Origin of the sequence: Micromonospora sp. NPDC004540 (genome assembly GCF_040610095.1) — a bacterium.
GTDB lineage: Bacteria > Actinomycetota > Actinomycetes > Mycobacteriales > Micromonosporaceae > Micromonospora.
The window spans coordinates 20,691-42,580 of record NZ_JBEXLR010000052.1; the positions used below are offsets into that span (position 1 = coordinate 20,691).

Consider the following 21,890-nt stretch of genomic DNA (forward strand, 5'->3'; position numbering starts at 1 on the left):
GAACTCACCGCCCGGCGGGGACCACGTACGGGAAGGACGCGGCCCGGGCGTCCTTGGTGACGTCGGGGGTGAGGCCGGAGGTCATCCCGGTGTTGAGCACCAGGGAGAACATCACCTCGGGCGCGTTGTCGGCCATGGTGCGCCCGTTGCGGGTCGCGAACCCGTAGTTCGCCGGGGTGCCGACCTGGTAGGACAGCACGTCCGGGTAGACCTCGCGGGCCACGCTCCAGCCGTACGCCCCCGGGTCCGGCGCGGTGCCGTTGGCCGCCACCACCCGGGCGACCGTCGAGGCGATCTCCTCCCCGTCGGCCCGCAGGTCCTCACAGGGGTGGCGGGTGTTGGCGGGGTTCGAGAAGTCGGTGTCGGTGGGCCAGAAGATCGGCCACATCATGGGGTGGCCGGCGCGGTTGATCTGTCGCCAGCCACCGGCGTCGGTGGCCAGCTTGGTGGCCGCCCAGACGCCGATCCGGGTGCCCACACGCAGCATCGGCTCGTCCCGGGACACCTCGAGGACGATCGAGTCGACGGTGGTGCCGGCGAAGCTGTTCTTCGCGTTCTCCGGCCGCCATGCGGAGCGGTCCAGCCGGGCGCCGTTCTTGAAGGCGTCGTTGACGGTGGCGAGCTGGTCCAGGTCGATGTAGAAGGGGTCGGTGATCCGCCCGGCCCAGACCCGCAGGTTGCCGCCGGTCACCTCCTCGCCGGTGCGGCCCTGGGCGACCTGCGTGCCGGTGGCGCCGTCGTCGTACGCCTCGGCGCCGGTGAGGGCGTGCACCGCGAGTTCCTGCCCGCCCTGGCCGTCGAGCTCCCCGAAGGCCACCCGGTAGGTCAGCTCCTCCATCTCGCTGCCGTCGACGTGCATCTTGAACTCGTACCGCGCCTCGTGATGGAAGCCGGGCTTGATGTCGGCCCGGGTGACCGAGCTGTTGACGTCCATCACCAGGACGGTCCCGCGCTCGCCGTCGAAGACGTAGAGGTCGTCGAGGTAGAGCTGGCCGCTCTGGGCGGCGAGCGGGGTGTCAAGGTGATGCGACATGGGCTGTCTCCCGGGTCAGCGGCTCGGCACGGCAGGCCCGAGACTATCGGGGCATAACATCCCAAATCCTCCAATCAGCACTTTCCGTCCAGGCGGCCGGTGGGTTACCGTCGGCGGGTGATCCCGGTGGAGGCCGCGGCGGCCGCGTACGCCCAGTGGCTCACCCCTGCCCTGCCGCTCTACGGCAACGACCACGAGCGGGCCGACTTCGCTCCCTGAGGCGCCCCGGCACCGGACGCCTCCTCTTCCCCGTCACGTCGCACCGGGAGCGATGCCCCATGTCCGTCGACAGTTCCGGGATCCGGGTGGTGCTGCGCGCACCCCAGGTCCTCCGGGTCCTCCTCAGCAGCCAGGTCGGCCGGCTGCCCACCGCCAGCGGACCGCTGGCCCTGCTCCTCTTCGCCCGCCAGTCGCTGAGCCTGGCCGCCGCCGGGCTGCTGGTCGCCGCGTACACGGCCGGGATGGCGGTCGGCACGCCGCTGCTCGCCCGGGCCGTGGACCGCTGGCGGCAGCCGCCCGTGCTGTGGGGCGCCGCGATCCTCTCCGGCCTCGGGTTCGGCGCGGTGGCGCTGACCGGCGGGCACGTCACCGGCGCCGTGGTCGGCGCGGCGGTGGCCGGGCTCGGCACGCCGCCGCTGGAGGCCTGCCTGCGTACCCTCTGGCCCGCCCTGCTCCCGCCCACCACGGTGCCCACGGCGTACACGCTGGACATCGCCGTGCAGGAAGTGATCTTCGTGGTCGGCCCGCTGGTCACCCTCCTCGCGGTGACCCTGGCCGGCCCGGCCGCCGGGCTGGTCGCCGCCGGGATCCTCCAGCTCGCCGGCACCGCGGCGTACGCGCTCAGCCCCGCCGTCCGCGCCTGGCGCGGCGTGCCGGCGGCCCGGCACTGGGCCGGTCCGCTGCGCGTACCCCGGTTCACCGGGCTGATGGCCGGCGTGGTCGGCGTCGGCGCGGCGGTCGGCAGCATCGCGGTGGCGGTGACCGGCTACGCCGAGACGGCCGGCGACCGGCGGCTCAGCGGCTGGCTGCTCGCGGCGCAGGCGGCCGGCGCGCTGGCCGGGGGCCTGCTCTACACCCGGGCCCGGCCGGGCGGGCCCGGGCGGCTGCCGCTGCTGGCCGCCGGGCTCACGGCCGGCTTCCTGCCGCTGCTGCTCGCCCCCGGCCCGGCCCCGATGGCCGGCCTGCTCGTGGTCAGCGGGCTGGCGCTGCCGCCGGTGCTGACCGCCATCTTCCTCACCGCCGAGCGGCTCGCCGAGCCGGGCACGGTGGCCGAGGCGTTCGCCTGGGTGAGCACGGCGTTCGTGGTGGGCAGCGCCGCCGGCTCCGCGCTCGCCGGCCCGCTGGTGTCGACCGACCTCCGGTACGGGCTGGCGATCGCACCGGCCGCGGCGCTGCTCGGCACGGTGGTGCTCTGGGCCGTCTCGCGGGCCGACGGTTCGCGGCGGCCGGAGAACGGCCCCGAGCCCGGGGCGGAGGTCTACGCTCGATCCTCATGAGACCCGCGGGACCGGGGCCCGGGAACCCGGCGCCGGCCGACCGGGTGACCGCCGTCGAGGTCTTCTTCGACCTCGTGTTCGTCTTCACGCTGACCCAGCTCACCCGGGTGCTGGAGGAGGACCTGTCGCCGGGCGGGCTGGGCCGGGTGCTGCTGCTCTTCGGCATCCTGTGGTGGATGTTCGACGGGTACGTGTGGCTGGCCAACGAGGTGCCACCCCGGGTGCCCGCGCACAAGCTGCTGCTCTTCGCGGGGATGGTCGGCTTCCTGCTGGCCGCCGTCGCGGTGCCGGACGCCTTCGACGGCAACGGGCTGCTCTTCGGCGTGGGCTACCTCGTGGTGATCACCGTCCACCTGTCGCTGTTCACCCGGGCCGGCATCGGTCCGGCACTGGCCCGGCTCGCCGTCTACAACCTGGGGTCGGCCCTGCTGGTGGTCGTGGGCGGCCTCGTCGACGGCACGGCCCGGTACGCGTGCTGGCTCGCGGCGCTCGCGCTCCAGTCGGTCGTCCCGTACCTGGTGCCCCGGATCTCCTGGGTGCGCGTGCTGCCCGCGTTCCGGCTCCAGCCCGGGCACTTCGTCGAGCGGCACGGGCTCCTGGTGATCATCGCGTTGGGCGAGTCGGTGGTGGCCATCGGGATGGGCGTGGACACCACCCACGTCGGGTTCGGCGTGGCCGCCGTCATCGCCCTGGCGCTGGCGCTGCCGGCGGCGCTGTGGTGGACGTACTTCACCGACACCCCGGGGGCGGAGGAGCGGCTGGCGGAGGCCGGCACGGACCGGTCCCGGCTGGCCCTCCGGGTGGGCTTCGGCCACATCCCGCTGCTGCTCGGCATCGTGGTGGCGGCGGCCGGCATCCACGCCGCGGTGGCGCATCCGGGGCAGCCGGCCGGCTGGCGCTCGGCGCTGGCGCTGGCCGGCGGGGTGGCGCTGTACCTGGCCGGGATCGTGGGCCTGCGCCGCTCGCTGCACGCCGCCCCGGTGCTCAGCCGGCTGGTCGGCGGCGCGGCCACCCTCGCCACCGTCCCGGTCGGGACCCGGCTGAACGCCCGCGCGCAGCTCATCGCGGTGGTGCTGGTGCTGGTCGTCATGCTGCTGGCCGACCGGCGGCGGCACGCGACGGCGACCGGGCGGCCCGCGCCGGCCGGCGGCCCGCGTCAGGGCCGGTAGCGGTAGCCGCCCCTGTAGCGATGGCGTGAAATCAGAGACGCCGGCCGTAGCGAAGGCGTGAAGGTCGTTGCCCAGAGTGCCCCGGGCCCGATGTGCTGTGTGCCGTCGGGTACGGATCCCGACGAGGGTGGGAAGGACAACGGTGGCCAGTTCGGGCCGGCGCATCCCGGCGGGCGTGTACGAGCCCCGCCATGACGGGTGGTCGGCCGGTGCGGTCCAGACAGGGCACGGCCGCCCCCGCATCCGGGCTGCGCACGCCCCTGGCCACGTCCTCGCACCATGTCGCCGCGGCGGGTCGAGTCGGTTCGACCGGCCCGCCGCGTGCCCACTTCAGCGGAGCGAGCGAAGCTGGCCACGACGACACCGACCCCGCCGTCCGGTGGCCCGACCTGCCGGGCCGGCGGGCGTCGAAGCGGCGTGAAGAAAGCCGACCCCGCCGTGAAATCGCCGTCGTCGGAGCAGGATCGCACCGACTACGGCGGGAGCATCGAACACATGAGAACGTGGCTGGTGGACCGGGGCCACCCCGGCGCGGCGGAGACGCCGGCCGGGCCCGCCGGTCCGACCCGGAGACCCGGCGAATCGGCCGGGGCGGGAGACGAACGGATGCACGAGGCGTTGGTGTGCGTACGGCTGCGGGTGTCCACGCCCGGCAGCCGGTTGCTGGACTTCCTGCGAGCGGAGCCGTGCGCGGTCCAGGCCTGGTGGATCGCGGCGGACCTGGACGCCATGGTGCGGTTCGCCGCGCCGAGCCGGCAGCTGCTGCAACGGGCCGTGGGCGACCTGGGCCGGCGGGCCGGCGCCGAGGTGGTCGAGGTGCACAGCGTCCTGCGCCCGCTGGACCTCGCCCCGTCCATGGTGCCGGCCGGACCGGCGCCGGGGGTGGGGGGTCACAGCCAGCCGCGGCGTTTGAAGAGCAGATAGAGGGCACCGCAGACCGCCGCCATCAGCGCGACTGCGAACAGGTAACCGTAACGCCAGCCGAGTTCCGGCATGTGGATGAAGTTCATCCCGTAGACCGTGCCGATCAAGGTCGGGGCGAACAGGATCGCCGCCCACGCGGAGACCCGCTTGATCTCCTCGTTCTGTTCGAAGCTGGCCGCCGTCAGACCGCGCATCTCCTCGTTCTGCGCCTGGGCGACGAGGGTGGCGTTGACGGTCAGGATGTTCTGGAGCAGGTGCCGGAACCCGCCGACCCGCTCGACGACCTGGGTGAGGTGGTCGGCGACGTCCCGCAACCGGCGGCGCAGTTCCTCGTCCGTGCCGTACCGGTCGAAGCCGACGGCGAGGGCGTCGACGACCTTCAACAGCGGACCGGCGGCCCGTTGGAACTGGATGACCTCCCGACTGATTTCGTAGATCCGGCGGCTGGCGTTCGGGTCCCCACCGAACACCTCGGTCTCGATCTCGTCGATGTCGTTCTCCAGCCCTGCCACCACCGGGGCGTAGCCGTCGACCACCCGGTCGAGCACGGCGTACAGCACGGCCTCGGGTCCCAGCGTGAGGACCGATGGATCCGCCTCCAGCCGGCGCCGCACGCCGGCCAGGTCGGGCGTCCCGCCGTGCCGCACGGTGATCACGAATCCGGGGCCGAGGAACAGGTGCAGTTCGGCGAACTCGACCGCGTCCTGCTCGTCGAGGTAGCGGGCGGCGCGGAGCACCACGAACAACGTGTCCCCGTAGCGTTCCAGCTTTGGCCGCTGGTGCGCGTTGATGGCGTCCTCGACGGCCAGCTCGGGTAGCTGGAACTCGTCGGCCAGGGAGTCGACCTGATCCCGGTTCGGCCGGCACAGCCCGATCCAGGCCATCGCCGGGTGAAGTTCCTGGAGGCAGCGGTAGGTGTCGGCGAGCGTTTCCGGGGAGGCTCGCCGCACGCCGTCGACGTAGACGCCGCTGTCGACCAGTCCGGTGGGCGCTCGCTCCGCTTCACCGACGCCGTGCGCGTGCTCGTCGAGGCGGCGGCCGAACCCTCCGGGCGGTGACGTCGACCGATTCTCAGCCATGAACCTCCGCTCCGCGGCCGGGTGCGGCGACCCTGCGGAGTCCCCCGGACCCGGCCGGTCAAACCGGAGCGGCACGGCAGGGGAACCTCGCGGCCCGCGAGGGGCAGGCGCGGAGATCACGGACGGTAGCGGTAGCCCATCCCGGGTTCGGTGATCAGGTGCCGGGGCCGGGCCGGATCGTCCTCCAGCTTGCGCCGGAGCTGGGCCATGTACTGCCGCAGGTAGTTGGTCTCGTGTTGGTATTCCGGACCCCACACGTCGTGCAGCAACTGGCGCTGGCTGACCAGCTTGCCCGGGTTGCGCAGCAGCTTCTCCAGCATGGCCCACTGGGTGGGGGTGAGCTTGACCTCGGCGCCGTCGTCGCGGGTGACGGTCCGGTCGGCCAGGTCGACGGTGTGGCGGCCGATCCGCAGCGCGGGCCCGGCGGGGGCGGCGCCGCCGAGGCGGCGGGTTACCGCCCGGATCCGGGCGAGCAGCTCGTCCACCCCGAACGGCTTGGTGACGTAGTCGTCGGCGCCGGCGTCCAGCGCGGCGACCTTGTCCTCGCTGCCGGCCCGGCCGGAGAGCACGATGATCGGGACGGTGGTCCAGCCGCGGAGGCCCCGGATCACCTCGACGCCGTCCAGGTCGGGCAGGCCGAGGTCGAGTACCACCAGGTCGGGCGGGTGACCGGCGGCGGTCTTCAGCGCCGCCACGCCGGTGTCGGCGACCTGGACGTCGTAGCCGCGGGCGCGCAGGTTGATCCGCAGCGCGCGGAGGATCTGCGGTTCGTCGTCCACGACCAGGATGCGGGTCAACCGTCGCCCCTCTCGTCGGCCGCGGGCAGCCGCACCACCATGGTCAGCCCCCCGCCCGGGGTGGTCTCCGGGGTGATGCTGCCACCCATCGCCTCGGCCAGCCCCCGCGACAGCGCGAGCCCGAGCCCGACGCCGGTCTGGTTGTCCCGGTCCCCGAGCCGCTGGAACGGCAGGAACACGTGCTCCCACTGGTCCTCGGGGATCCCCGGGCCGGTGTCGATGACCCGCAGCTCGACCAGCCCGGCGTGGGCGCTGGCGGTGATGGTGGGCGGATGACCGGGCGGGCTGTGCCGCAGCGCGTTGGCCACGATGTTGACCAGCACCCGCTCCAGCAGGCCCGGATCGGCGGCGGCGGCCGGCAGGTCGGCGGGGATGTCGGTGGTGACGTCGGCCGCCGGGGGGCCCAGCTCGTCCAGGGCCCGGGGTACGGCGTCCTCGAGCCCGATCGCGGTCGCGGAGACGCCGAGCACGCCGGCCTGGAGCCGGCTCATGTCGAGCAGGTTCGCCACCAGCCGGCCGAGCCGGTCCAGCGACTCGTCGGCGGTGGCCAGCAGCTCCTCGCGGTCGTCGGCGTCGAACTCTACGTCCGGACTGCGCAGGCTGCTCACCGCCGCCTTCGCCGAGGCCAACGGCGTACGCAGGTCGTGGCTGACCGCGGCGAGCAGCGCGGTGCGCATCCGGTCGGCCTCGGCGAGCGGGCGGGCGGTGGCGGCCTCCTCGGCGAGCCGCTCCTGACGCAGTGCGACGGCGGCCTGGGCGGCGAACGCCTCGACCACCCGGCGGTCGGCCGCCTCCAGCCGACGGCCGGCGAGGACCACGGTGAGCCGCTCGTCAACGGGCACGGCGGTCTCCCCGGCGCCGGGGCTGCCCGGCGGCGCCTCCCCGACGCTCGCCACCACCCGCCAGGCCGCCGCCTCCCGGGCCCGGCCGGGCCGCCCCTCGGCCTCCGCCACCAGCTCGAGCACGCTGACCGCACGCAGCGCGAAGGTCTCCCGCAGCCGGTCCAGCAGCGCGGGCAGCGGTCGTTCACCGCGCAGCACGCCGCCGGCCACGGTGGCCAGGGTCTGCGCGTCGGCCGAGGCCCGGGCGGCCTCCCGGGTACGCCGGGCGGCCACGTCGACCACCCAGCTCACCGCGATGGCCACCCCGACGAACACCCCGAGGGCGAGGAGGTTGTCCGCCTCGGCGATGGTCAGCGTGTAGAAGGGCGGGGTGAAGAACCAGTTCAGCAGCAGCGAGCCCCCGAGCGCGGCGACCAGCGCCGGCCACCGCCCGCCGACCAGCGCCACCCCGACCACGCCCGCGAGGAAGAGCAGGATGTCGTTGGTCAGGGTGAGGTCGGGCAGCGCCGCGAGCAGCAGGGTCAGCAGCGGCATGCCGAGGACCGCGAGCGCGTACCCGAGCAGCCGGCGCCGCCGGGACAACGCGGCCGGCACCTCGGCCGCCCACCGGCCCCGGCCGGCCTCCGCATGGGTGACCAGGTGCACATCGATTGGCCCGGAGAGCGCGGTGGTGGTGACCCCGACGCCCCGGGAGAGCAGCTGGGCGAAGCGCCCGCGCCGGCTCGCGCCGAGCACCAGTTGGGTGGCGTTGACGCCGCGGGCGAAGTCGAGCAGGGCCGCCGGCACGTTCGTGCCGAGCACCTGGTGGTAGGTCCCGCCCAGGCTCTCCACCAGCACTTGCTGCCGGGCCAGCTGGGCCGGGTCGGCCCCGGCCAGTCCGTCGCTGCGGGCCACGTGCACGGCGAGCAGGTCGGCGCCCTTGCCGCGGGCGGCGATCCGGGCCGCCCGGCGGATCAGCGTCTCGCCCTCCGGCCCGCCCGTCAGGGCGACGACCACCCGCTCCCGCGCCTCCCAGGTCTCGGAGATCCCCTGCTGGGCCCGGTACGCGTCGAGCTGCTCGTCGACCTTGTCGGCCAGCCAGAGCAGGGCCAGCTCGCGCAGCGCGGTGAGGTTGCCGACCCGGAAGTAGTTGCCGAGCGCCGCGTCGATCTTGTCGGGTCGGTAGATGTTGCCGTGGGCCATCCGGCGGCGCAACGCCTCCGGGGTCATGTCGACCAGCTCGACCTGCCCGGCGGCGCGGACCACCTGGTCGGGCAGGGTCTCCCGTTGGACGGTGCCGGTGATCTGCGCGACGACGTCGTTGATCGACTCCAGGTGCTGGATATTCACCGTGGTCAGCACACTGATCCCGGCGTCGAGCAGCTCCTGCACGTCCTGCCAGCGCTTCTCGTTGCGGGAGCCGGGCACGTTGGTGTGCGCCAGCTCGTCCACCACGGCCAGCTCGGGCCGACGGGCCAGGACCGCGTCGAGGTCCATCTCGGTGAAGAGGGTGCCCCGGTAGGTCAGCGTCCGCCGGGGCACCACCTCCAGGTCCCCGATCATCGCCGAGGTGTGCGGGCGACCGTGCGTCTCGACCAGGCCGATCACCACGTCGGTGCCGCGCTCGGCACGCCGCTGGGCCTCCTCCAGCATCGCGTACGTCTTACCGACGCCGGGGGCGGCCCCGAGGTAGATGCGGAGCTCTCCCCTTGGCACGGAAACAATCCTCCCTGATTCCCGGGGCCTCCGGTCATCGGACAATCGAACGTCGCGGGCGGAGCCACCGGGTGGTGGCCCCGCCCGCGGCGGCCCGGTCAGCGGGCGGGGAACTCCTTGTCGAGCGCGAGGTTGAGCTCCAGGACATTGACCGCGGGCTCGCCCATGAAGCCGAGCGCCCGGCCGGTGGTGTACTCCTCCACCAGGCGGCGGACCGCCGCCTGGTCCGCGCCGCGTTCGCGCGCCACGCGGGCCACCTGGATCTCCGCGTACGCCGGACTGATGTGCGGATCAAGGCCGCTGCCGCTGGCGGTGACCGCGTCGGCCGGCACCGCGGGCCTGGCCGGCGCATCGCCACGGATCGGGGTGATGATCCCGCCGTCGGCGACGTAGTCCTGGTCGGATTGGGCCAGCTCGACGGGCACGCCCTGGTAACTGCCGACGAAGGGAGTGGCCGGGGCGACCTGGTTGACGCTGACGACCCGGGTGATCGGGCCGGTCAGTCCGTCGGCACGGAACACGGCCAGCACCGCGCCGACCCCGTCCGGGGTGCAGTAGGGCCGCCGTCCGTCCACACCGTCCAGCTCACCGACGGCCTTGCTCCGTGAGCAGACCTGGGTGAGCAGGCTCTGGGTGGAGTCGTCGGGGTTGGCGGCGATGGTGTCGACCACGCTCTCCGGGCCCAGGTTGCTGGCCGCCGTGGAAGTGGGGTCGTAGCCGTCGCCGGCCGCCGACGGCCGGGACTGGAAGTAGCGCGGGACGGGGTTGCCGTCCGCATCGGTGAAGGACTGGCCGATGAGCGAGCTGCCGACGGTCTTGCCGCTCACGTTCACCAGCGAACCGTCGGCCTTGCCGTCGAGACCGGGGATCCGGCCGACGGCCACCAGGGCCAGCGGGTACGCGAGGCCGAGCAGAACGGTGAACACGAGCAGCGCGCGCAGGGCGGCCAGATGTTGGGCGAGCCAGGTAGGGAGGCGCATCACGAGATCCCCGGAATGAACTGGATGAGCAGGTCGATGAGCTTGATGCCGATGAACGGCACGATGATGCCGCCGAGGCCGTAGAGCCACAGGTTGCGGCTGAGCAGCTTCGACGCGCTTGCCGGCCGGTAGCGCACGCCGCGCAGGGCCAGCGGGATGAGCGCGACGATGATGATCGCGTTGAAGATGACCGCGGACAGGATCGCCGACTCCGGGCTGGCCAGCCGCATCACGTTGAGCGTGTCCAGACTCGGGTAGATGCCGGCGAACATGGCCGGGATGATCGCGAAGTACTTGGCGATGTCGTTGGAGATCGAGAAGGTGGTCAGCGCGCCGCGGGTGATCAGCAACTGCTTGCCGATCTCGACGATCTCGATCAACTTCGTCGGGTCGGAGTCGAGGTCGACCATGTTGCCGGCCTCCTTGGCGGCCGACGTGCCGGTGTTCATGGCCACGCCGACGTCGGCCTGGGCGAGGGCCGGCGCGTCGTTGGTGCCGTCACCGGTCATGGCGACCAGCCGGCCACCCTCCTGCTCCTTCCTGATCAGGGCGAGCTTGTCCTCCGGGGTGGCCTCGGCGAGGAAGTCGTCCACCCCCGCCTCGTCCGCGATCGCCTGGGCGGTACGCGGGTTGTCGCCCGTGATCATGACGGTCCGGATGCCCATCCGGCGCATCTCGTCGAACCGGTCCCGCATGCCCGTCTTGACGATGTCCTTGAGGTGGATGACGCCAAGGGTCCGGGCCGGTTGGCCCTCGATGTGCTCGGCGACGACGAGCGGGGTGCCACCGATGCCGCTGATCTCGTCGACGAGCTGGCCGACCTGCTCGGTGGGGCGGCCGTCGTGCTCGCGTACCCACTTCATCACCGCGGTGGCCGCGCCCTTGCGGATCCGGCGGACGCCGCCGTCGACGCTCTCCGCGCCGAGGTCGACGCCGCTCATCCGGGTCTGCGCGGTGAACGGCACGAAGGTGGCGTGCGGGATGAGTCCCGGCTCGCGCTCGCGCAGCCCGAACTCGTTCTTGGCGAGCACCACGACGGAACGGCCCTCGGGGGTCTCGTCGGCGAGGCTGGACAGTTGCGCGGCGTCGGCGACCTCGGCGGCGGTCACCCCCTCGACCGGCAGGAACTCGGCGGCCTGCCGGTTGCCCAGCGTGATCGTGCCGGTCTTGTCCAGCAGCAGGGTGTTCACGTCGCCGGCCGCCTCGACCGCCCGGCCGCTCAGGGCCAGGACGTTGCGCTGCACCAGGCGGTCCATGCCGGCGATGCCGATCGCCGAGAGCAACGCCCCGATGGTGGTGGGGATCAGGCAGACCAGCAGCGAGACCAGCACCACGCCGCTGACGCCGGCATCGGTGATCGCGCCGGTGTCGGCGGCCGCCGCCTGGTAGCCCTTGGAGAAGATCGCCAGCGGCTGAAGGGTCACCACGGCCAGCAGGAAGATGATCGTGAGCGCGGCGAGCAGGATGTTCAGCGCGATCTCGTTCGGGGTCTTCTGCCGGTTCGCGCCCTCGACGAGGGCGATCATCCGGTCGATGAAGCTTTCGCCCGGCTTCTGGGTGATCTTCACGATGATCCGGTCGGAGAGCACCTTCGTGCCGCCGGTGACCGCGCTGCGGTCGCCGCCGGACTCCCGGATGACGGGCGCGGACTCGCCGGTGATCGCCGACTCGTCGACGCTCGCGATGCCCTCGACCACGTCCCCGTCGCCGGGGATGATGTTGCCGGCCTCGACCAGGACGATGTCGCCCTGCCGGAGCTGCGGCGCGGGAACCGCCTCGTCGCGGTAGGAGTTCGCCGCCGCACCGGGCTGCCAGCCGACGAGGCGGGTGGCGATGGTGTCCTGCTTCGCCTGCCGCAGGGCGGCGGCCTGGGCCTTGCCCCGGCCCTCGGCGACCGCCTCGGCCAGGTTCGCGAAGACCACGGTGAGCCACAGCCAGAGGGTGATCGCCCAGGCGAAGACCGACGGGTCGGCCACCGCCAGGACGGTGGTGAAGACGGCGCCGATCTCGACGATGAGCATCACCGGATTGCGCCAGAGCGTGCGGGGGTCGAGCTTGCGCAGCGCGTCCGGCAGCGACCGGATCAGCTGCTTCGGGTCCAGCAGACCCCCGCCGACCCGGTTGCCGTGGATGGCGGGGGTGCCGGCCACCGGCTCCTCGCCGGGGCCGGTTGTCACGGGTGTGACGGACATGTCTTCTTTCCTCATGGTGGTCACAGCCCCTCAGCGAGGGGGCCGAGCGCGAGCGCGGGCAGGAAGGTGAGCGCCACGAGGACCACCGTGACGCCGACGACCATCCCGACGAAGAGCGGTCGGTGGGTCGGCAGGGTGCCCTCGGACGCGGGGGTGGGCTGCTGTCGGGCCAGCGAACCGGCCAGGGCGAGCACGAAGATGAGCGGCAGGAACCGGCCGAACAGCATGCAGAGCCCGAGAGCCGTGTCCCACCAGGTCGTGTTCACCGTGATGCCGCCGAACGCGGATCCGTTGTTGTTGGCGGCCGAGGTGAAGGCGTACAGCACCTCGGAGAGGCCGTGTGGGCCGACATTGAGCGCGGTGGCGTTGTTGCCGGTGGCGAACGCCGCCGCCGTGCCGACCAGCACCAGCGCCGGGGTGATCAGGAAATACAGCGAGGCCAGCTTGATCTCGCGGGACCCGATCTTCTTGCCGATGTACTCGGGGGTTCGGCCGACCATCAGGCCGGCGACGAACACCGTGATCACCGCCAGGATCAGCAGGCCGTAGAGGCCCGAGCCGACGCCACCGGGCGCGACCTCCCCGAGCATCATGTTGCCCAGCGTCATCATCCCGCCGAGCGATGTGAACGAGTCGTGGAACGAGTTCACCGCGCCGGTCGAGGTGAGGGTGGTGGCGGCGGCGAAGGTCGCCGAGTTCGACACGTCGAACCGGACCTCCTTGCCCTCCAGCGCCGCGCCGACGGCCTGCGGGACGGTGCCGTGCCCGGCCAACTCGAAGACGTTGGTCAGGGTGACGCTGGCCAGCGCGAGGATGGCCATGACTGCGGCGATCGCGTAGCCCTGGCGGTTCTGGCCGACCATCCGGCCGAAGACCCGGGGCAGGCTGAACGGGATGAGCAGGATCAGGAAGATCTGCAGCCAGTTCGTCCAGGTCGTCGGGTTCTCGAATGGGTGGGCGCTGTTGACGTTGTAGAAACCGCCACCGTTGGTGCCCAGCTCCTTGATCACTTCCTGGCTGGCCACCGGGCCGCCGGTGAGGTGCTGCATGCCCCCGGTCAGCGTCGTGACGTCGGTCCCGCCGGAGAGGTTCTGCACCGCGCCGCCGATCATCAGCGCCAGCGCGCCGAGCACGGCGACGGGCAGCAGGATCCGCAGCGTGATCCGGGTCAGGTCGACCCAGAAGTTGCCCAGCTCGCCGGTGCGGCTGCGGGCGAACCCACGAATCAGGGCCACTGCCACGGCGATGCCGACCGCGGCGGAGACGAAGTTCTGCACGGCCAGGCCGGCCATCTGCACGAGGTGGCCCATGGTCGACTCACCCGAGTACGACTGCCAGTTCGTGTTGGTCACGAACGAGACCGCGGTGTTCCAGGCGCCGTGCGGCACCACGGGGTCGAAGCCCAGCGAGAGCCAGAGCTTGTCCTGCACCCGCTGGAACAGGTAGAGGAAGAGGATCGAGATGGCCGAGAAGGCCAGCACACTGCGGGCGTACACGCCCCAGGTCTGCTCGGCGGCCGGATTGACCCCGACCAGTCGGTAGACCCCACGCTCGACCCGGGACTGCCGGGTGCCGGACACCGCCCGGTACATGTAGTCGCCGAACGGCCTGTAGACGGCGACCAGCGCCGCCACCAGGGACAGCAGGAAGATGACGCCGGCTGTTGTCATGGTCATCAGAAGCGCTCCGGAAACAGCAGGGCGACGACCAGGAAAAGGCCCAGGCCGATCGCCAGCACCAGACCGACGGCGTTCACCGCGCTCACAGCTTCTCCACACCCCTCACCACGAGGGCGAGCGCCGCGAACAGCGCCACCGTCACCAGCACGAACACCACGTCAGACACGGCTGACTCCTCTTACCGGACGTTTCCCGCGACCGCCTCCCGGTCGCGCCGGGCAATCACAGCGCTCCTGCCGGCGGATGGACAGGGGCCATAACGGGACCATGACGGCGGCCCGCCGTTTCTTGACGTCCTTTTCACAAGGGCTCCCCTTCCGGGTGAGCGCTGTCACCGCACCGGTGCGCGGCGAGGTGTCGGTAGGCCGTGCCCAGGGCCGCGGCGAAGACGATCACCACCGCGTACGACCAGGCGTCCGGTGGGCCGCTGAGCTGGCCGAACTGGTGCACGAGAAACCCGACGAAGGTGGTCATGGCCAACGCCGTCACCGCCGCCACCGCTCGCAGGTCGGCCACCACGGCCGCGTAGACCGCGACAGCCACCGCCATGAGCAGCACCCGCCCCGGCCGGTCGACCGCCGGGAACATGGCCGCCGCCAGCAACGCCGCCCCGACGACCAGCACGGCACCGACCGCCACGCTGATCCCGGTGGGCGTCGGTTCCCCGTACGTCCTGGTTCCCTGATCGTGATTGACAGCCACGGCGTGCCTCCGGCGACGGCGAGGGCCCCGCTCGGGCCCGTCCTCACGTCATGTCAGTCCCGCCGGGTGCCGACCGTCGACAGCCTTCACACGTCCGGTACGCCGGGCGGCGCTTATTTGACGCGCCGTTGACGCCGCCGCGGCGCACCGGTCGCTGGCCCGGGGCGCGAGCGCTCGCGCTGTCCCGGCTCGGCCGGTCAACCGCCGTCCGCCGGGATCAGCGTGGAAAGGATCTGCACGGTGGTCCTGCCGGCGCCGTTCGGCCCGAGCAGGGCGAAATCGGCCACCTCGACCACCGAGGGGAATGGGGGGTTGTCGTGCTGCCGGCAAGCGTGCCGGCAGCGATCAGCGCGGTTTCACGCCTCGCGAACTGCCGCGAAACTCAGCGGCGAACCTCGCGCCAGCCGGTGCCGCTGCCGCGCCAAGCCCCGGCCAGGATGCTCGCCGAGCCCCGGCTCGGGCACTCCTGGATCTTCGACCGGCCGGCCGCGCCGCCGATCTGGGCCTGCACCTCCCAGCGCTGCCCATCCGTGCGGATGTAGACGTCACGACGCCCACGAGGGGCGGTGACCCCATTCCACCAGTGCTCCTCGACCATCACGTGGTGACGGTATCGCAGCAGCCCACCGGCCCGCACCTGCCGGTGCGGGCCGGATCCCGGCTCAGCCGTCGAGGCGGCGGACCATGTTCATGATCGTCTCGACCTGGGCGCCACCTTTGATCGGATAGTTCGTCGCTCCGAGGTAGCCCCACCAGTCCCAGCAGCCGTTCGGGTTCACCCCGCTGGCGATCGCCTGCGGATAGAGCACGATGAGGCGGTTGGTGTCGGCGTACTGGTTGAGGTTGGCCCGGTCGACGAAGGCGGTGCCGACCTTGGCGTACCCCTGGGCGCAGCCGTGCAGGGCCACCAGCAGTCGGCAGGTGGTGCCGGAGGCGCAGGCGCTCGGCACGTACGCGAAGCCGTTGGCGTCCATGCTCAGCCCGTTGGCCCAGCCGTTGGTGGCGAAGGTGTTCTGACCGAACCTGATCAGGGTGCCGCCCAGCGGGCCGGTGTTCGGCGCGGCGACCGAGCCGAGCAGCTTGCCGAGGAAGGCGCCCTGCGGGTCGGTGCCGCAGTCGGCGAGGAACGGCGAGGCGGTGGCCGTGCAGCCGACCGTGCCGTACGGGGTGACCCAGGAGTGGCCGGCCGCGCCGCCGGAGTCGTAGCGGACGCTCGCCCCGAAGTCCTGGTAGTAGCGGACCAGGTCGTCGGTGACCGATTTCTTCACCGTGCTGTCGTTGCCGCCGTGGTAGACGTACACCGGCTGGCCGGCGAGGTTGCCGGTGCCGTCCACCCAGCCGTAGGACGCCCAGGTGCGGGTGTAGCTCTCCAGGGTGGGGACGTGGGTCGGGTAGAGGTTGTCGCCGCAGCCGTAGAGGGCCTGGGAGACGTTGTTCTGGGCGCAGTAGTAGGGACCGGCCGCGAAGATCGCGGCGCCCCGGATCCGCCCCGAGTACGCGACCTGGAGCTGGGTGGCCATGTACCCCCCGGAGGAGACCCCGGCGACGTACACGGCGGAGATCGGGTAGGTGCGCAGCGAGCCGGCGACCGGGGTTTTGGTGTAGGGCGTGCTCGCGGCCCGGGCGGCGACGCCGCCGGGCAGGACCAGGAGGAGGGCCGCGGCGAGGGTGGCGGCGGCTTTCCACGGTGTCTTCATGGCGTTCTCCCGTCGGAGCGCCGGCGGGGCGGCCGGCGTGCCGGCAGGCTAACGTGACATAGACCACAGCAGATATCCGCGCGGCCGACACCTACGCGGCGGCGACGGTGTGGGCGACCCACGATCGTCCCGGGCCCGGCGATGACGCTAGTCGTCGCCCTCCTCGCCCTTGCCCTTCTTCCCGCCCTCGCCCTTGTTGCCGTCCTCGCCCTTCTTGTCGTCCGCCGGGCGGCTGGTCTGCCCGGCGACCGTGAAGGTGCTGCGGCACGGTGTGTCGTTCAGCCGGAACTGGCCGGGCAGGGAGGTGGCGTCCCGGTAGGTCACCGCCACGGTGGCGGTGAGGGTCCGGCGGGGCGGCAGGTCGCCGATGCGGGCCTGGACGGTGTCTCCGCTCTGCCGCCAGCTGCCCGGTGCGCCCCGTACGAGGCGCTGCCGCTCGGGCAGGCTGAACGCCAGCCGCGCGTCGTCGATCGCCACGGTGCCGGTGTTGGTGACGCTGACCTGGGTCGAGGATCGGCCGTTCACGGCGCGGTCGAGGGCGTAGCGGACGCTGCATTCCGGCCGGCGCTCGCCGATGCCGACGACGGCGGCCGGAGTGCCGGCCTGGGTGGCGGTGCGGTCGGAGGGTTCACCGTCGGACAGCGCGGGGACCGCCACCCCGGCGGCCAGCAGCGCCACGGCGGCGGCCCCGGCGGAGTAGGCCCGCCGAGGGCGCTGGCGCAACCGCGCGAGCGGCGCCGCGACGAGCCGGAACGCCGCGACGCCCGTGGCCACCGGGCGCAGGGAAGGGGCCCAGGCGCGGGTGGGTGCGGGTTCCGTCGGGGACCCGGCGTCGTCCGTGGCGGCGTCGGGGAGCAGCAGGGTCGCCGGCGGCAGCCCGGCCGCGGCGCCCAGAACGGCGGCGGCTTCGGTGGCCGGCGGGCGGTCGCCCGGTTCCTTGGCCAGGCACCGCCGGCACAGGTCACCGATCTCGGCGGGCACCTCGGCGAGGTCCGGCAGGGCGGCGGGTTCCCGGTACCGGTGAGCGGCGAGCATCTGGGTGGTCGTGGAGGCCCGCCACGGCAACCGGCCGGCCAGGGCGCGGTAGAGCAGCAACCCCAGGGCGTACACGTCCGTGGCCGGCCGTACCGCCCCCTGTTCCAGCCGCTCGGGGGCCAGGTACGCCGGTGTGCCGAGCAGCCCTTCGGACAGCCCGTCCGGGTCACCGGAGGCGGCCGAGATGCCGAAGTCCACCAGTTTGACGCCGGTGCCGGCCACCATCACGTTGGCGGGTTTGACGTCCCGGTGCACGATCCCGCGGCGGTGGGCGGCGGCCAGCGCGGCGGCGACCTGGGCGCAGATCAGCACCGCCACCCGCCAGGGCAGCGGACCGCCGGTGAGCAGCTGGGCCAGGGAGCGGCCCTCGACGACCTCCATGACCACGTACGGCACCGGCGGGCCCTCGCCGTCGACCGCCTCGCCGTAGTCGTACACCTCGACGATGTTCGGATGCCGCAGCCGGGCGGCGGAGCGGGCCTCGGCGCGGATCCGGTGCAGCAGCTGGGGGTCGGCCGCCAGGTCCGGGGAGAGCAGCTTCACCGCCACGTCCCGCCCGAGCACCTCGTCGTGGGCACGCCAGACCACCGACATGCCGCCGGTCCCCAGCGGGTCCAGCAGCCGGTAGCGCCCGTCCAGCATCGACCCGACGTCCACGACCAGATCGATGCCCTGGCCGGCGCCCGGGGAAACCTCGGGCGGCCGGCCGCCGGGTCTCAGCGGGCGGGCAGCGCCTGGGCGAGCTGCGTGGCCCCGGCCACGAGGACGTCGTAGCCGCGTGCGCTCAGCTTGTCCTCCCGGCGCAGGTCGACCAGGTCCTCGGCGAACTCGCGCAGGTTCTCCCGCGCCTCCTCCGGCTCGCCGTCGGCGATCTTCTCCTCCACCTCCGACAGCCGTTTCCGCAGCTCCCTGCCATCACGGGGACGAAGCTGCCGCTGCTCCACGAGCCCGTCCACCACGGCACGCAGCCCGGCCGCGAGTTCCGCCGGGTCAGCCGACCGCCGCGGGGCCGGGGACGACGGGGACGGCGAGGCGGTGGGCGTCGGTGAGACCTCGTCGGTCGAAGGTTCGGTGGGTTCGGCGGGGGCGGGCGTGCCGACGGCCACGGTGGGGCCGGTGCCTGGACGGGCATCGTCCTCGCCACCGGCGAGGACCACCGCGAGCAGGGCGACCACGAGTGTGAGGGCAGCTCCCCCCACCGCGAACAACATCAGCCGGCGGCCGTCGTCCGGCGCCCGGTGCCGGCTGCCGGCAGGGCGGACCACCGGCAACACGCCGGTCGGCGGAGCCAGGTCGGGGCTGCTCGGGTCAGGAGGGGCGGACACGCCGGAGATGATGCCACCTGGTGAACCGATCCGGAGCCCGGGAGCCGCCAGCGCTGCGGAGCGCCGCGGTCCGAACGACCTCCCCCGGCCTGGCGGCTTCTGTGCCGCCGGTCAGCCGACCGGCAATTCGGTTGGCGGACGACCGGCGCCCGGCTAGCCTCGCCGCCAACTCACTCCAACTGCCTGAAGAGGGTGTTCTGGTGCCCGTGCCGACCGTTTCCCGTCTCGTTCCGGCTTCCGCACCCTTCCCTTGGAGTGAACACATTGGATCTGCCACGTAGCTTCACCATCCGCGAGGGCGACCTCCGGATCCTCAACCCGTTCGACGACGCCAAGCTCGCCACCCTGGGCCGGGCGATCAAGCTCCGGCCCGGCGCCTCGATCCTCGACCTGTGCAGCGGCAAGGGCGAGCTGCTCTGCACCTGGGCCCGGGACCATGGCGTGACCGGCACCGGGGTGGACCTGAGCACCGCCTTCACCGCCGCCGCCCGGGCGCGCGCCGCCGAGCTGGGCGTCGCCGACCGGGTCCGGTTCGTGCACGGCGACGCCGCGACCCACGTACCGGAGCAGCGCGTCGACCTGGCCGCCTGCGTCGGGGCGACCTGGATCGGCGGGGGCGTCCCCGGCACCCTGGACATCCTGGAGCGCGGCCTGCGCCCCGGCGGGATGGTCCTGGTGGGCGAGCCGTACTGGCGGCTCGACCCGCCCGACGAGGAGACCGTGGCCGGCTGCCACGCCCGCTCGCGGGAGGAGTTCCGGGACCTGCCCGGGCTCGTCGGCCTCTTCGGCGAGTGCGGCTGGGACCTGGTCGAGATGGTCCTCGCCGACCAGGACAGCTGGGACCGGTACGCCGCCGCGCACTGGCTCAACCTGCGCCGCTGGCTGGACGCGAACCCCGACGACGAGCTGGCCGGGGAACTGCGCCGGGAGCTGACCGAGGACCCGGTGCGGCACGTCCGCTACCAGCGGGAGTATCTGGGCTGGGGCGTCTTCGCCCTGCTCCGCCGCTGACCGGCCGGGCCAGCTCCCGCCCCTGCGGTAGGGAGCCGGCCCGGATCGGCTTAGCTGCCGGCTACCCAGGGTAAGTCCGGTTCATGGGACAGCTGCGCACCTCGCCGCCACCGCCGCAGGCCGCCGAGCTGGAGCACTGGGTGCTCGCCACGGCCGAGGAACTGCGTGAGCTGCGGGCCTCGCTGCGCGACGCGCTGACCCGGCACGGCCTGGTCCAGGGCGAGGACCTCGACGAGGTGCCTCACCTCGTGGTGCTCGTCGCCACCGAGCTGGCGACCAACGCGCTGCGGCACGGCCGGCCACCGACGATCGTCACGCTGCTCGCGACCGACGACTGCTTCCTGCTCGACGTGGCGGACCACGACCTCGGCACCGCCCCCGGGCTCGGCGACATCCACCCGCTCGACTCGGGCGGGCGCGGGCTGATGCTGGCCGAATCCGTCGCGCTCGCCGTCGGCTGGTACGCCACCGACGACACCAAGAACATCTGGGCCTCGTTCCCCCGCTGATCCGCCGCTACTGGAACCCGGCGACCGGGTGCGGGACGTAGGGCGCCTCCAGGGCGGCCACCTCCTCGTCGGTCAGCTCCAGCTCCAGCGCGGCCACCGCGTCGGTCAGGTGGTGCGGCTTGGTCGCGCCCACGATCGGCGCGGTCACCGCCGGGTTGCGGGCCACCCAGGCCAGCGCCACCTGTGCCCGGGGCACGCCGCGCTCCCCCGCGATCCGGGCCACCGCGTCGACCACCGCCCGGTCGTTCTCCTCGGTACGCGCGTAGAGCGCCCGGCCGAACTCGTCGGTCTCCGCCCGCGCGGTGCGCTCCCCCCAGTCCCGGGTCAGCCGGCCCCGGGCCAGCGGGCTCCACGGGATCACCGCGACGCCCTGGTCGAGGCAGAGCGGCAGCATCTCCCGCTCCTCCTCGCGATAGAGCAGGTTGTAGTGGTTCTGCATCGAGACGAACCGGGTCCAGCCGTGCCGCTCGGCGGCCCAGAGCGCCTTGGCGAACTGCCAGGCGTACATCGAGGAGGCGCCGAGGTAGCGGACCTTGCCGGCCCGGACCAGGTCGTGCAGCGCCTCCAGGGTCTCCTCGATCGGCGTGGCCGGGTCGAGGCGGTGGATCTGGTAGAGGTCGACGTAGTCGGTGCCCAGCCGGCGCAGGCTCGCGTCGATCTCGCTCATGATGTGCTTGCGGGACAGCCCGCCCCGGTTCGGCCCGGTTCCCATCCGGCCGTGCACCTTGGTGGCGATCACCACCTCGTCGCGGCGGGCGAAGTCCTTCAGCGCCCGGCCCACGATCTCCTCGCTGGTGCCGTCCGAGTAGACGTTGGCGGTGTCGAAGAAGTTGACCCCCAGCTCCAGCGCCTGCTGGATGAAGGGGCGGCTGTCCTGCTCCGGCAGCGACCAGGGGTGGCCGCCGCGGCCCGGCTCGCCGTAGCTCATGCAACCCAGGCAGAGCCGGGACACCTCCAGGCCGGTGGACCCGAACTTCACGTACTCCATACGGTCATCTCACCACCGGTGGGCGCCCGTCGCAGGCCGCCCCGGGTCAGTCCTCCGCCGGGACCGGGTCGTCGTACTGGCCGGACGGGCCACTGTGCGAGGCGCCGTCCACCAGGGGCCAGGCGTTCGGGGTGCAGCCGTGCAGGCCGAGCGTCTGCTGCTCCATCACCGGCGCCGGGCCCCCGGCCCGGGGGCAGAGTTCGTGGCCGCGGCCGAGCCGGTGCCCCACCTCGTGGTTGAGCAGGTACTGCCGGTAGCGGCCGAGGTCGGGGAAGTGCGGCACGCCGTGCACCCAGCGGGCCACGTTGATCACCACCTGGTCGCCGTTGCGGCAGGAGGTGTAGTGGTCGGTGGTGTCGGCGCAGAGCTGGCCCCGGGTCACCGGGGTGGTCAGCAGCACGGTGAAGTCGGCCGGATCGTCACGCCCCACCCGTTGCAGCCGCCACCGGCCGTCGCCGGTCCAGCCGCGCGGATCGGCGAGGGTGACCGCCACCTCCCGGGCGAAGCGCTCCACGTCCACGTTGCGGATGCCGTCCTCCACGGCGACCCGGTAGCGGAGCAGCTCACCGCCGCGGCCGGCCACCGCGCCGACGCCGGTGGCGGTGCGGAAGTCGCCCGTACCCCGGGCCGGGTAGCCGATGCCGGGCGGCACCCGGCCGGCGGCCGGGACCGGTGGCGCGGCGGGTGCAGGTCCTGCGGGTAGACGACGATCCGCTGCCGCAGCAGCCCCCGGTGAC

General features: G+C 73.0%; 20 protein-coding genes and 1 pseudogene. 5 read left to right on the forward strand and 16 right to left on the reverse strand.

The genetic code is table 11. The features are described from left to right. Window positions 1-4 precede the first annotated feature (4 nt). A complete protein-coding gene (locus ABZV78_RS18520) occupies window positions 5-1,033 on the reverse strand; it encodes a DUF4331 family protein (protein WP_355640036.1) in 1,029 nt (342 codons plus the stop codon). A 278-nt stretch (window positions 1,034-1,311) separates the two neighbouring features. On the opposite strand from ABZV78_RS18520, the gene ABZV78_RS18525 reads away from it, so the two are divergent. The 3 genes from ABZV78_RS18525 to ABZV78_RS18535 all read left to right on the forward strand — a co-directional run bounded on the left by ABZV78_RS18525 (window position 1,312) and on the right by ABZV78_RS18535 (window position 4,622). Next, the gene (locus ABZV78_RS18525; protein ID WP_355640038.1) at window positions 1,312-2,529 is read left to right on the forward strand and encodes an MFS transporter; all 1,218 of its coding nucleotides are present in this window, start codon (window positions 1,312-1,314) and stop codon (window positions 2,527-2,529) included. Next, window positions 2,526-3,698: a low temperature requirement protein A gene (locus ABZV78_RS18530; RefSeq protein ID WP_355640040.1), complete on the forward strand. Its 1,173-nt coding sequence runs from the start codon at window positions 2,526-2,528 to the stop codon at window positions 3,696-3,698. Before ABZV78_RS18525 ends, ABZV78_RS18530 begins: the two co-directional genes overlap by 4 nt. A gap of 495 nt (window positions 3,699-4,193) precedes the next feature. Beyond that, a complete protein-coding gene (locus ABZV78_RS18535) occupies window positions 4,194-4,622 on the forward strand; it encodes a hypothetical protein (protein WP_355640042.1) in 429 nt (142 codons plus the stop codon). Here ABZV78_RS18535 and ABZV78_RS18540 read toward each other — a convergent pair. From ABZV78_RS18540 to ABZV78_RS18600, 13 genes and pseudogenes are all read right to left on the reverse strand, one after another. Next, entirely contained in the window at window positions 4,589-5,701 is a 1,113-nt protein-coding gene (locus ABZV78_RS18540; protein ID WP_355640044.1) for a magnesium and cobalt transport protein CorA, read from the reverse strand. The two genes, ABZV78_RS18535 and ABZV78_RS18540, sit on opposite strands and share 34 nt — an antisense overlap. Before the next feature lie 116 nt (window positions 5,702-5,817). Next, a complete protein-coding gene (locus ABZV78_RS18545; RefSeq protein WP_355640046.1) occupies window positions 5,818-6,498 on the reverse strand; it encodes a response regulator in 681 nt (226 codons plus the stop codon). Next, window positions 6,495-9,035, reverse strand: coding sequence for a DUF4118 domain-containing protein (locus ABZV78_RS18550; protein WP_355640048.1), 2,541 nt, complete (start codon window positions 9,033-9,035; stop codon window positions 6,495-6,497). The genes ABZV78_RS18545 and ABZV78_RS18550 overlap by 4 nt, the downstream gene beginning before the upstream one ends. Window positions 9,036-9,133: 98 nt before the next feature. Next, window positions 9,134-10,015: a potassium-transporting ATPase subunit C gene (locus tag ABZV78_RS18555; RefSeq protein ID WP_355640049.1), complete on the reverse strand. Its 882-nt coding sequence runs from the start codon at window positions 10,013-10,015 to the stop codon at window positions 9,134-9,136. Beyond that, window positions 10,015-12,207 (reverse strand): potassium-transporting ATPase subunit KdpB, encoded by a 2,193-nt coding sequence (kdpB, locus tag ABZV78_RS18560; protein WP_355640050.1) that lies wholly within the window; start codon window positions 12,205-12,207, stop codon window positions 10,015-10,017. The genes ABZV78_RS18555 and kdpB overlap by 1 nt, the downstream gene beginning before the upstream one ends. Before the next feature lie 20 nt (window positions 12,208-12,227). Continuing rightward, window positions 12,228-13,883, reverse strand: a complete 1,656-nt coding sequence (gene kdpA, locus ABZV78_RS18565; protein ID WP_355640052.1) for a potassium-transporting ATPase subunit KdpA — start codon at window positions 13,881-13,883, stop codon at window positions 12,228-12,230. After that, window positions 13,883-13,972 (reverse strand): K(+)-transporting ATPase subunit F, encoded by a 90-nt coding sequence (gene kdpF / locus ABZV78_RS18570; RefSeq protein ID WP_262287437.1) that lies wholly within the window; start codon window positions 13,970-13,972, stop codon window positions 13,883-13,885. Before kdpF ends, kdpA begins: the two co-directional genes overlap by 1 nt. A gap of 214 nt (window positions 13,973-14,186) precedes the next feature. After that, window positions 14,187-14,525: a hypothetical protein gene (locus tag ABZV78_RS18575; protein WP_355640054.1), complete on the reverse strand. Its 339-nt coding sequence runs from the start codon at window positions 14,523-14,525 to the stop codon at window positions 14,187-14,189. A 263-nt stretch (window positions 14,526-14,788) separates the two neighbouring features. Beyond that, window positions 14,789-14,866: pseudogene (locus ABZV78_RS18580) on the reverse strand (ABC transporter ATP-binding protein); the annotation flags it as partial. A 104-nt stretch (window positions 14,867-14,970) separates the two neighbouring features. Next, complete coding sequence (locus tag ABZV78_RS18585) at window positions 14,971-15,186, reverse strand: hypothetical protein (protein ID WP_355640072.1); 216 nt, start codon at window positions 15,184-15,186, stop codon at window positions 14,971-14,973. 64 nt (window positions 15,187-15,250) lie between these two features. Next, entirely contained in the window at window positions 15,251-16,285 is a 1,035-nt protein-coding gene (locus ABZV78_RS18590; RefSeq protein ID WP_355640056.1) for a PHB depolymerase family esterase, read from the reverse strand. A 147-nt stretch (window positions 16,286-16,432) separates the two neighbouring features. Then, on the reverse strand, window positions 16,433-17,977 hold the full coding sequence (locus tag ABZV78_RS18595) for a serine/threonine-protein kinase (protein ID WP_355640058.1): 1,545 nt from the start codon (window positions 17,975-17,977) through the stop codon (window positions 16,433-16,435). A 59-nt stretch (window positions 17,978-18,036) separates the two neighbouring features. Beyond that, window positions 18,037-18,645, reverse strand: coding sequence for a hypothetical protein (locus ABZV78_RS18600; protein ID WP_355640060.1), 609 nt, complete (start codon window positions 18,643-18,645; stop codon window positions 18,037-18,039). Window positions 18,646-18,900: 255 nt separating this feature from the next. Between ABZV78_RS18600 and ABZV78_RS18605 the strand changes: the two genes are divergently transcribed. Both ABZV78_RS18605 and ABZV78_RS18610 read left to right on the forward strand, forming a co-directional pair. Beyond that, window positions 18,901-19,656 (forward strand): class I SAM-dependent methyltransferase, encoded by a 756-nt coding sequence (locus ABZV78_RS18605; protein WP_355640062.1) that lies wholly within the window; start codon window positions 18,901-18,903, stop codon window positions 19,654-19,656. A gap of 83 nt (window positions 19,657-19,739) precedes the next feature. Next, complete coding sequence (locus ABZV78_RS18610) at window positions 19,740-20,165, forward strand: ATP-binding protein (RefSeq protein ID WP_355640064.1); 426 nt, start codon at window positions 19,740-19,742, stop codon at window positions 20,163-20,165. 7 nt (window positions 20,166-20,172) lie between these two features. Here ABZV78_RS18610 and ABZV78_RS18615 read toward each other — a convergent pair whose 3' ends face one another. Together ABZV78_RS18615 and ABZV78_RS18620 are read right to left on the reverse strand one after the other, a co-directional pair. Next, complete coding sequence (locus ABZV78_RS18615) at window positions 20,173-21,153, reverse strand: aldo/keto reductase (protein ID WP_355640066.1); 981 nt, start codon at window positions 21,151-21,153, stop codon at window positions 20,173-20,175. A 46-nt stretch (window positions 21,154-21,199) separates the two neighbouring features. After that, a complete protein-coding gene (locus tag ABZV78_RS18620; RefSeq protein WP_355640074.1) occupies window positions 21,200-21,805 on the reverse strand; it encodes a DUF3152 domain-containing protein in 606 nt (201 codons plus the stop codon). Between the last annotated feature and the right edge of the window lie 85 nt (window positions 21,806-21,890).

What these genes read in the sequence shown, in the direction of transcription:
- ABZV78_RS18520 (WP_355640036.1), bottom strand. Translation starts at nt 1,033, where the DNA reads ATGTCGCATCACCTTGACACCCCGCTCGCCGCCCAGAGCGGCCAGCTC.
- ABZV78_RS18525 (WP_355640038.1), top strand. Translation starts at nt 1,312, where the DNA reads ATGTCCGTCGACAGTTCCGGGATCCGGGTGGTGCTGCGCGCACCCCAG.
- ABZV78_RS18530 (WP_355640040.1), top strand. Translation starts at nt 2,526, where the DNA reads ATGAGACCCGCGGGACCGGGGCCCGGGAACCCGGCGCCGGCCGACCGG.
- ABZV78_RS18535 (WP_355640042.1), top strand. Translation starts at nt 4,194, where the DNA reads ATGAGAACGTGGCTGGTGGACCGGGGCCACCCCGGCGCGGCGGAGACG.
- ABZV78_RS18540 (WP_355640044.1), bottom strand. Translation starts at nt 5,701, where the DNA reads ATGGCTGAGAATCGGTCGACGTCACCGCCCGGAGGGTTCGGCCGCCGC.
- ABZV78_RS18555 (WP_355640049.1), bottom strand. Translation starts at nt 10,015, where the DNA reads ATGCGCCTCCCTACCTGGCTCGCCCAACATCTGGCCGCCCTGCGCGCG.
- kdpB (WP_355640050.1), bottom strand. Translation starts at nt 12,207, where the DNA reads ATGTCCGTCACACCCGTGACAACCGGCCCCGGCGAGGAGCCGGTGGCC.
- kdpA (WP_355640052.1), bottom strand. Translation starts at nt 13,883, where the DNA reads ATGACCATGACAACAGCCGGCGTCATCTTCCTGCTGTCCCTGGTGGCG.
- ABZV78_RS18585 (WP_355640072.1), bottom strand. Translation starts at nt 15,186, where the DNA reads ATGGTCGAGGAGCACTGGTGGAATGGGGTCACCGCCCCTCGTGGGCGT.
- ABZV78_RS18590 (WP_355640056.1), bottom strand. Translation starts at nt 16,285, where the DNA reads ATGAAGACACCGTGGAAAGCCGCCGCCACCCTCGCCGCGGCCCTCCTC.
- ABZV78_RS18610 (WP_355640064.1), top strand. Translation starts at nt 19,740, where the DNA reads ATGGGACAGCTGCGCACCTCGCCGCCACCGCCGCAGGCCGCCGAGCTG.
- ABZV78_RS18615 (WP_355640066.1), bottom strand. Translation starts at nt 21,153, where the DNA reads ATGGAGTACGTGAAGTTCGGGTCCACCGGCCTGGAGGTGTCCCGGCTC.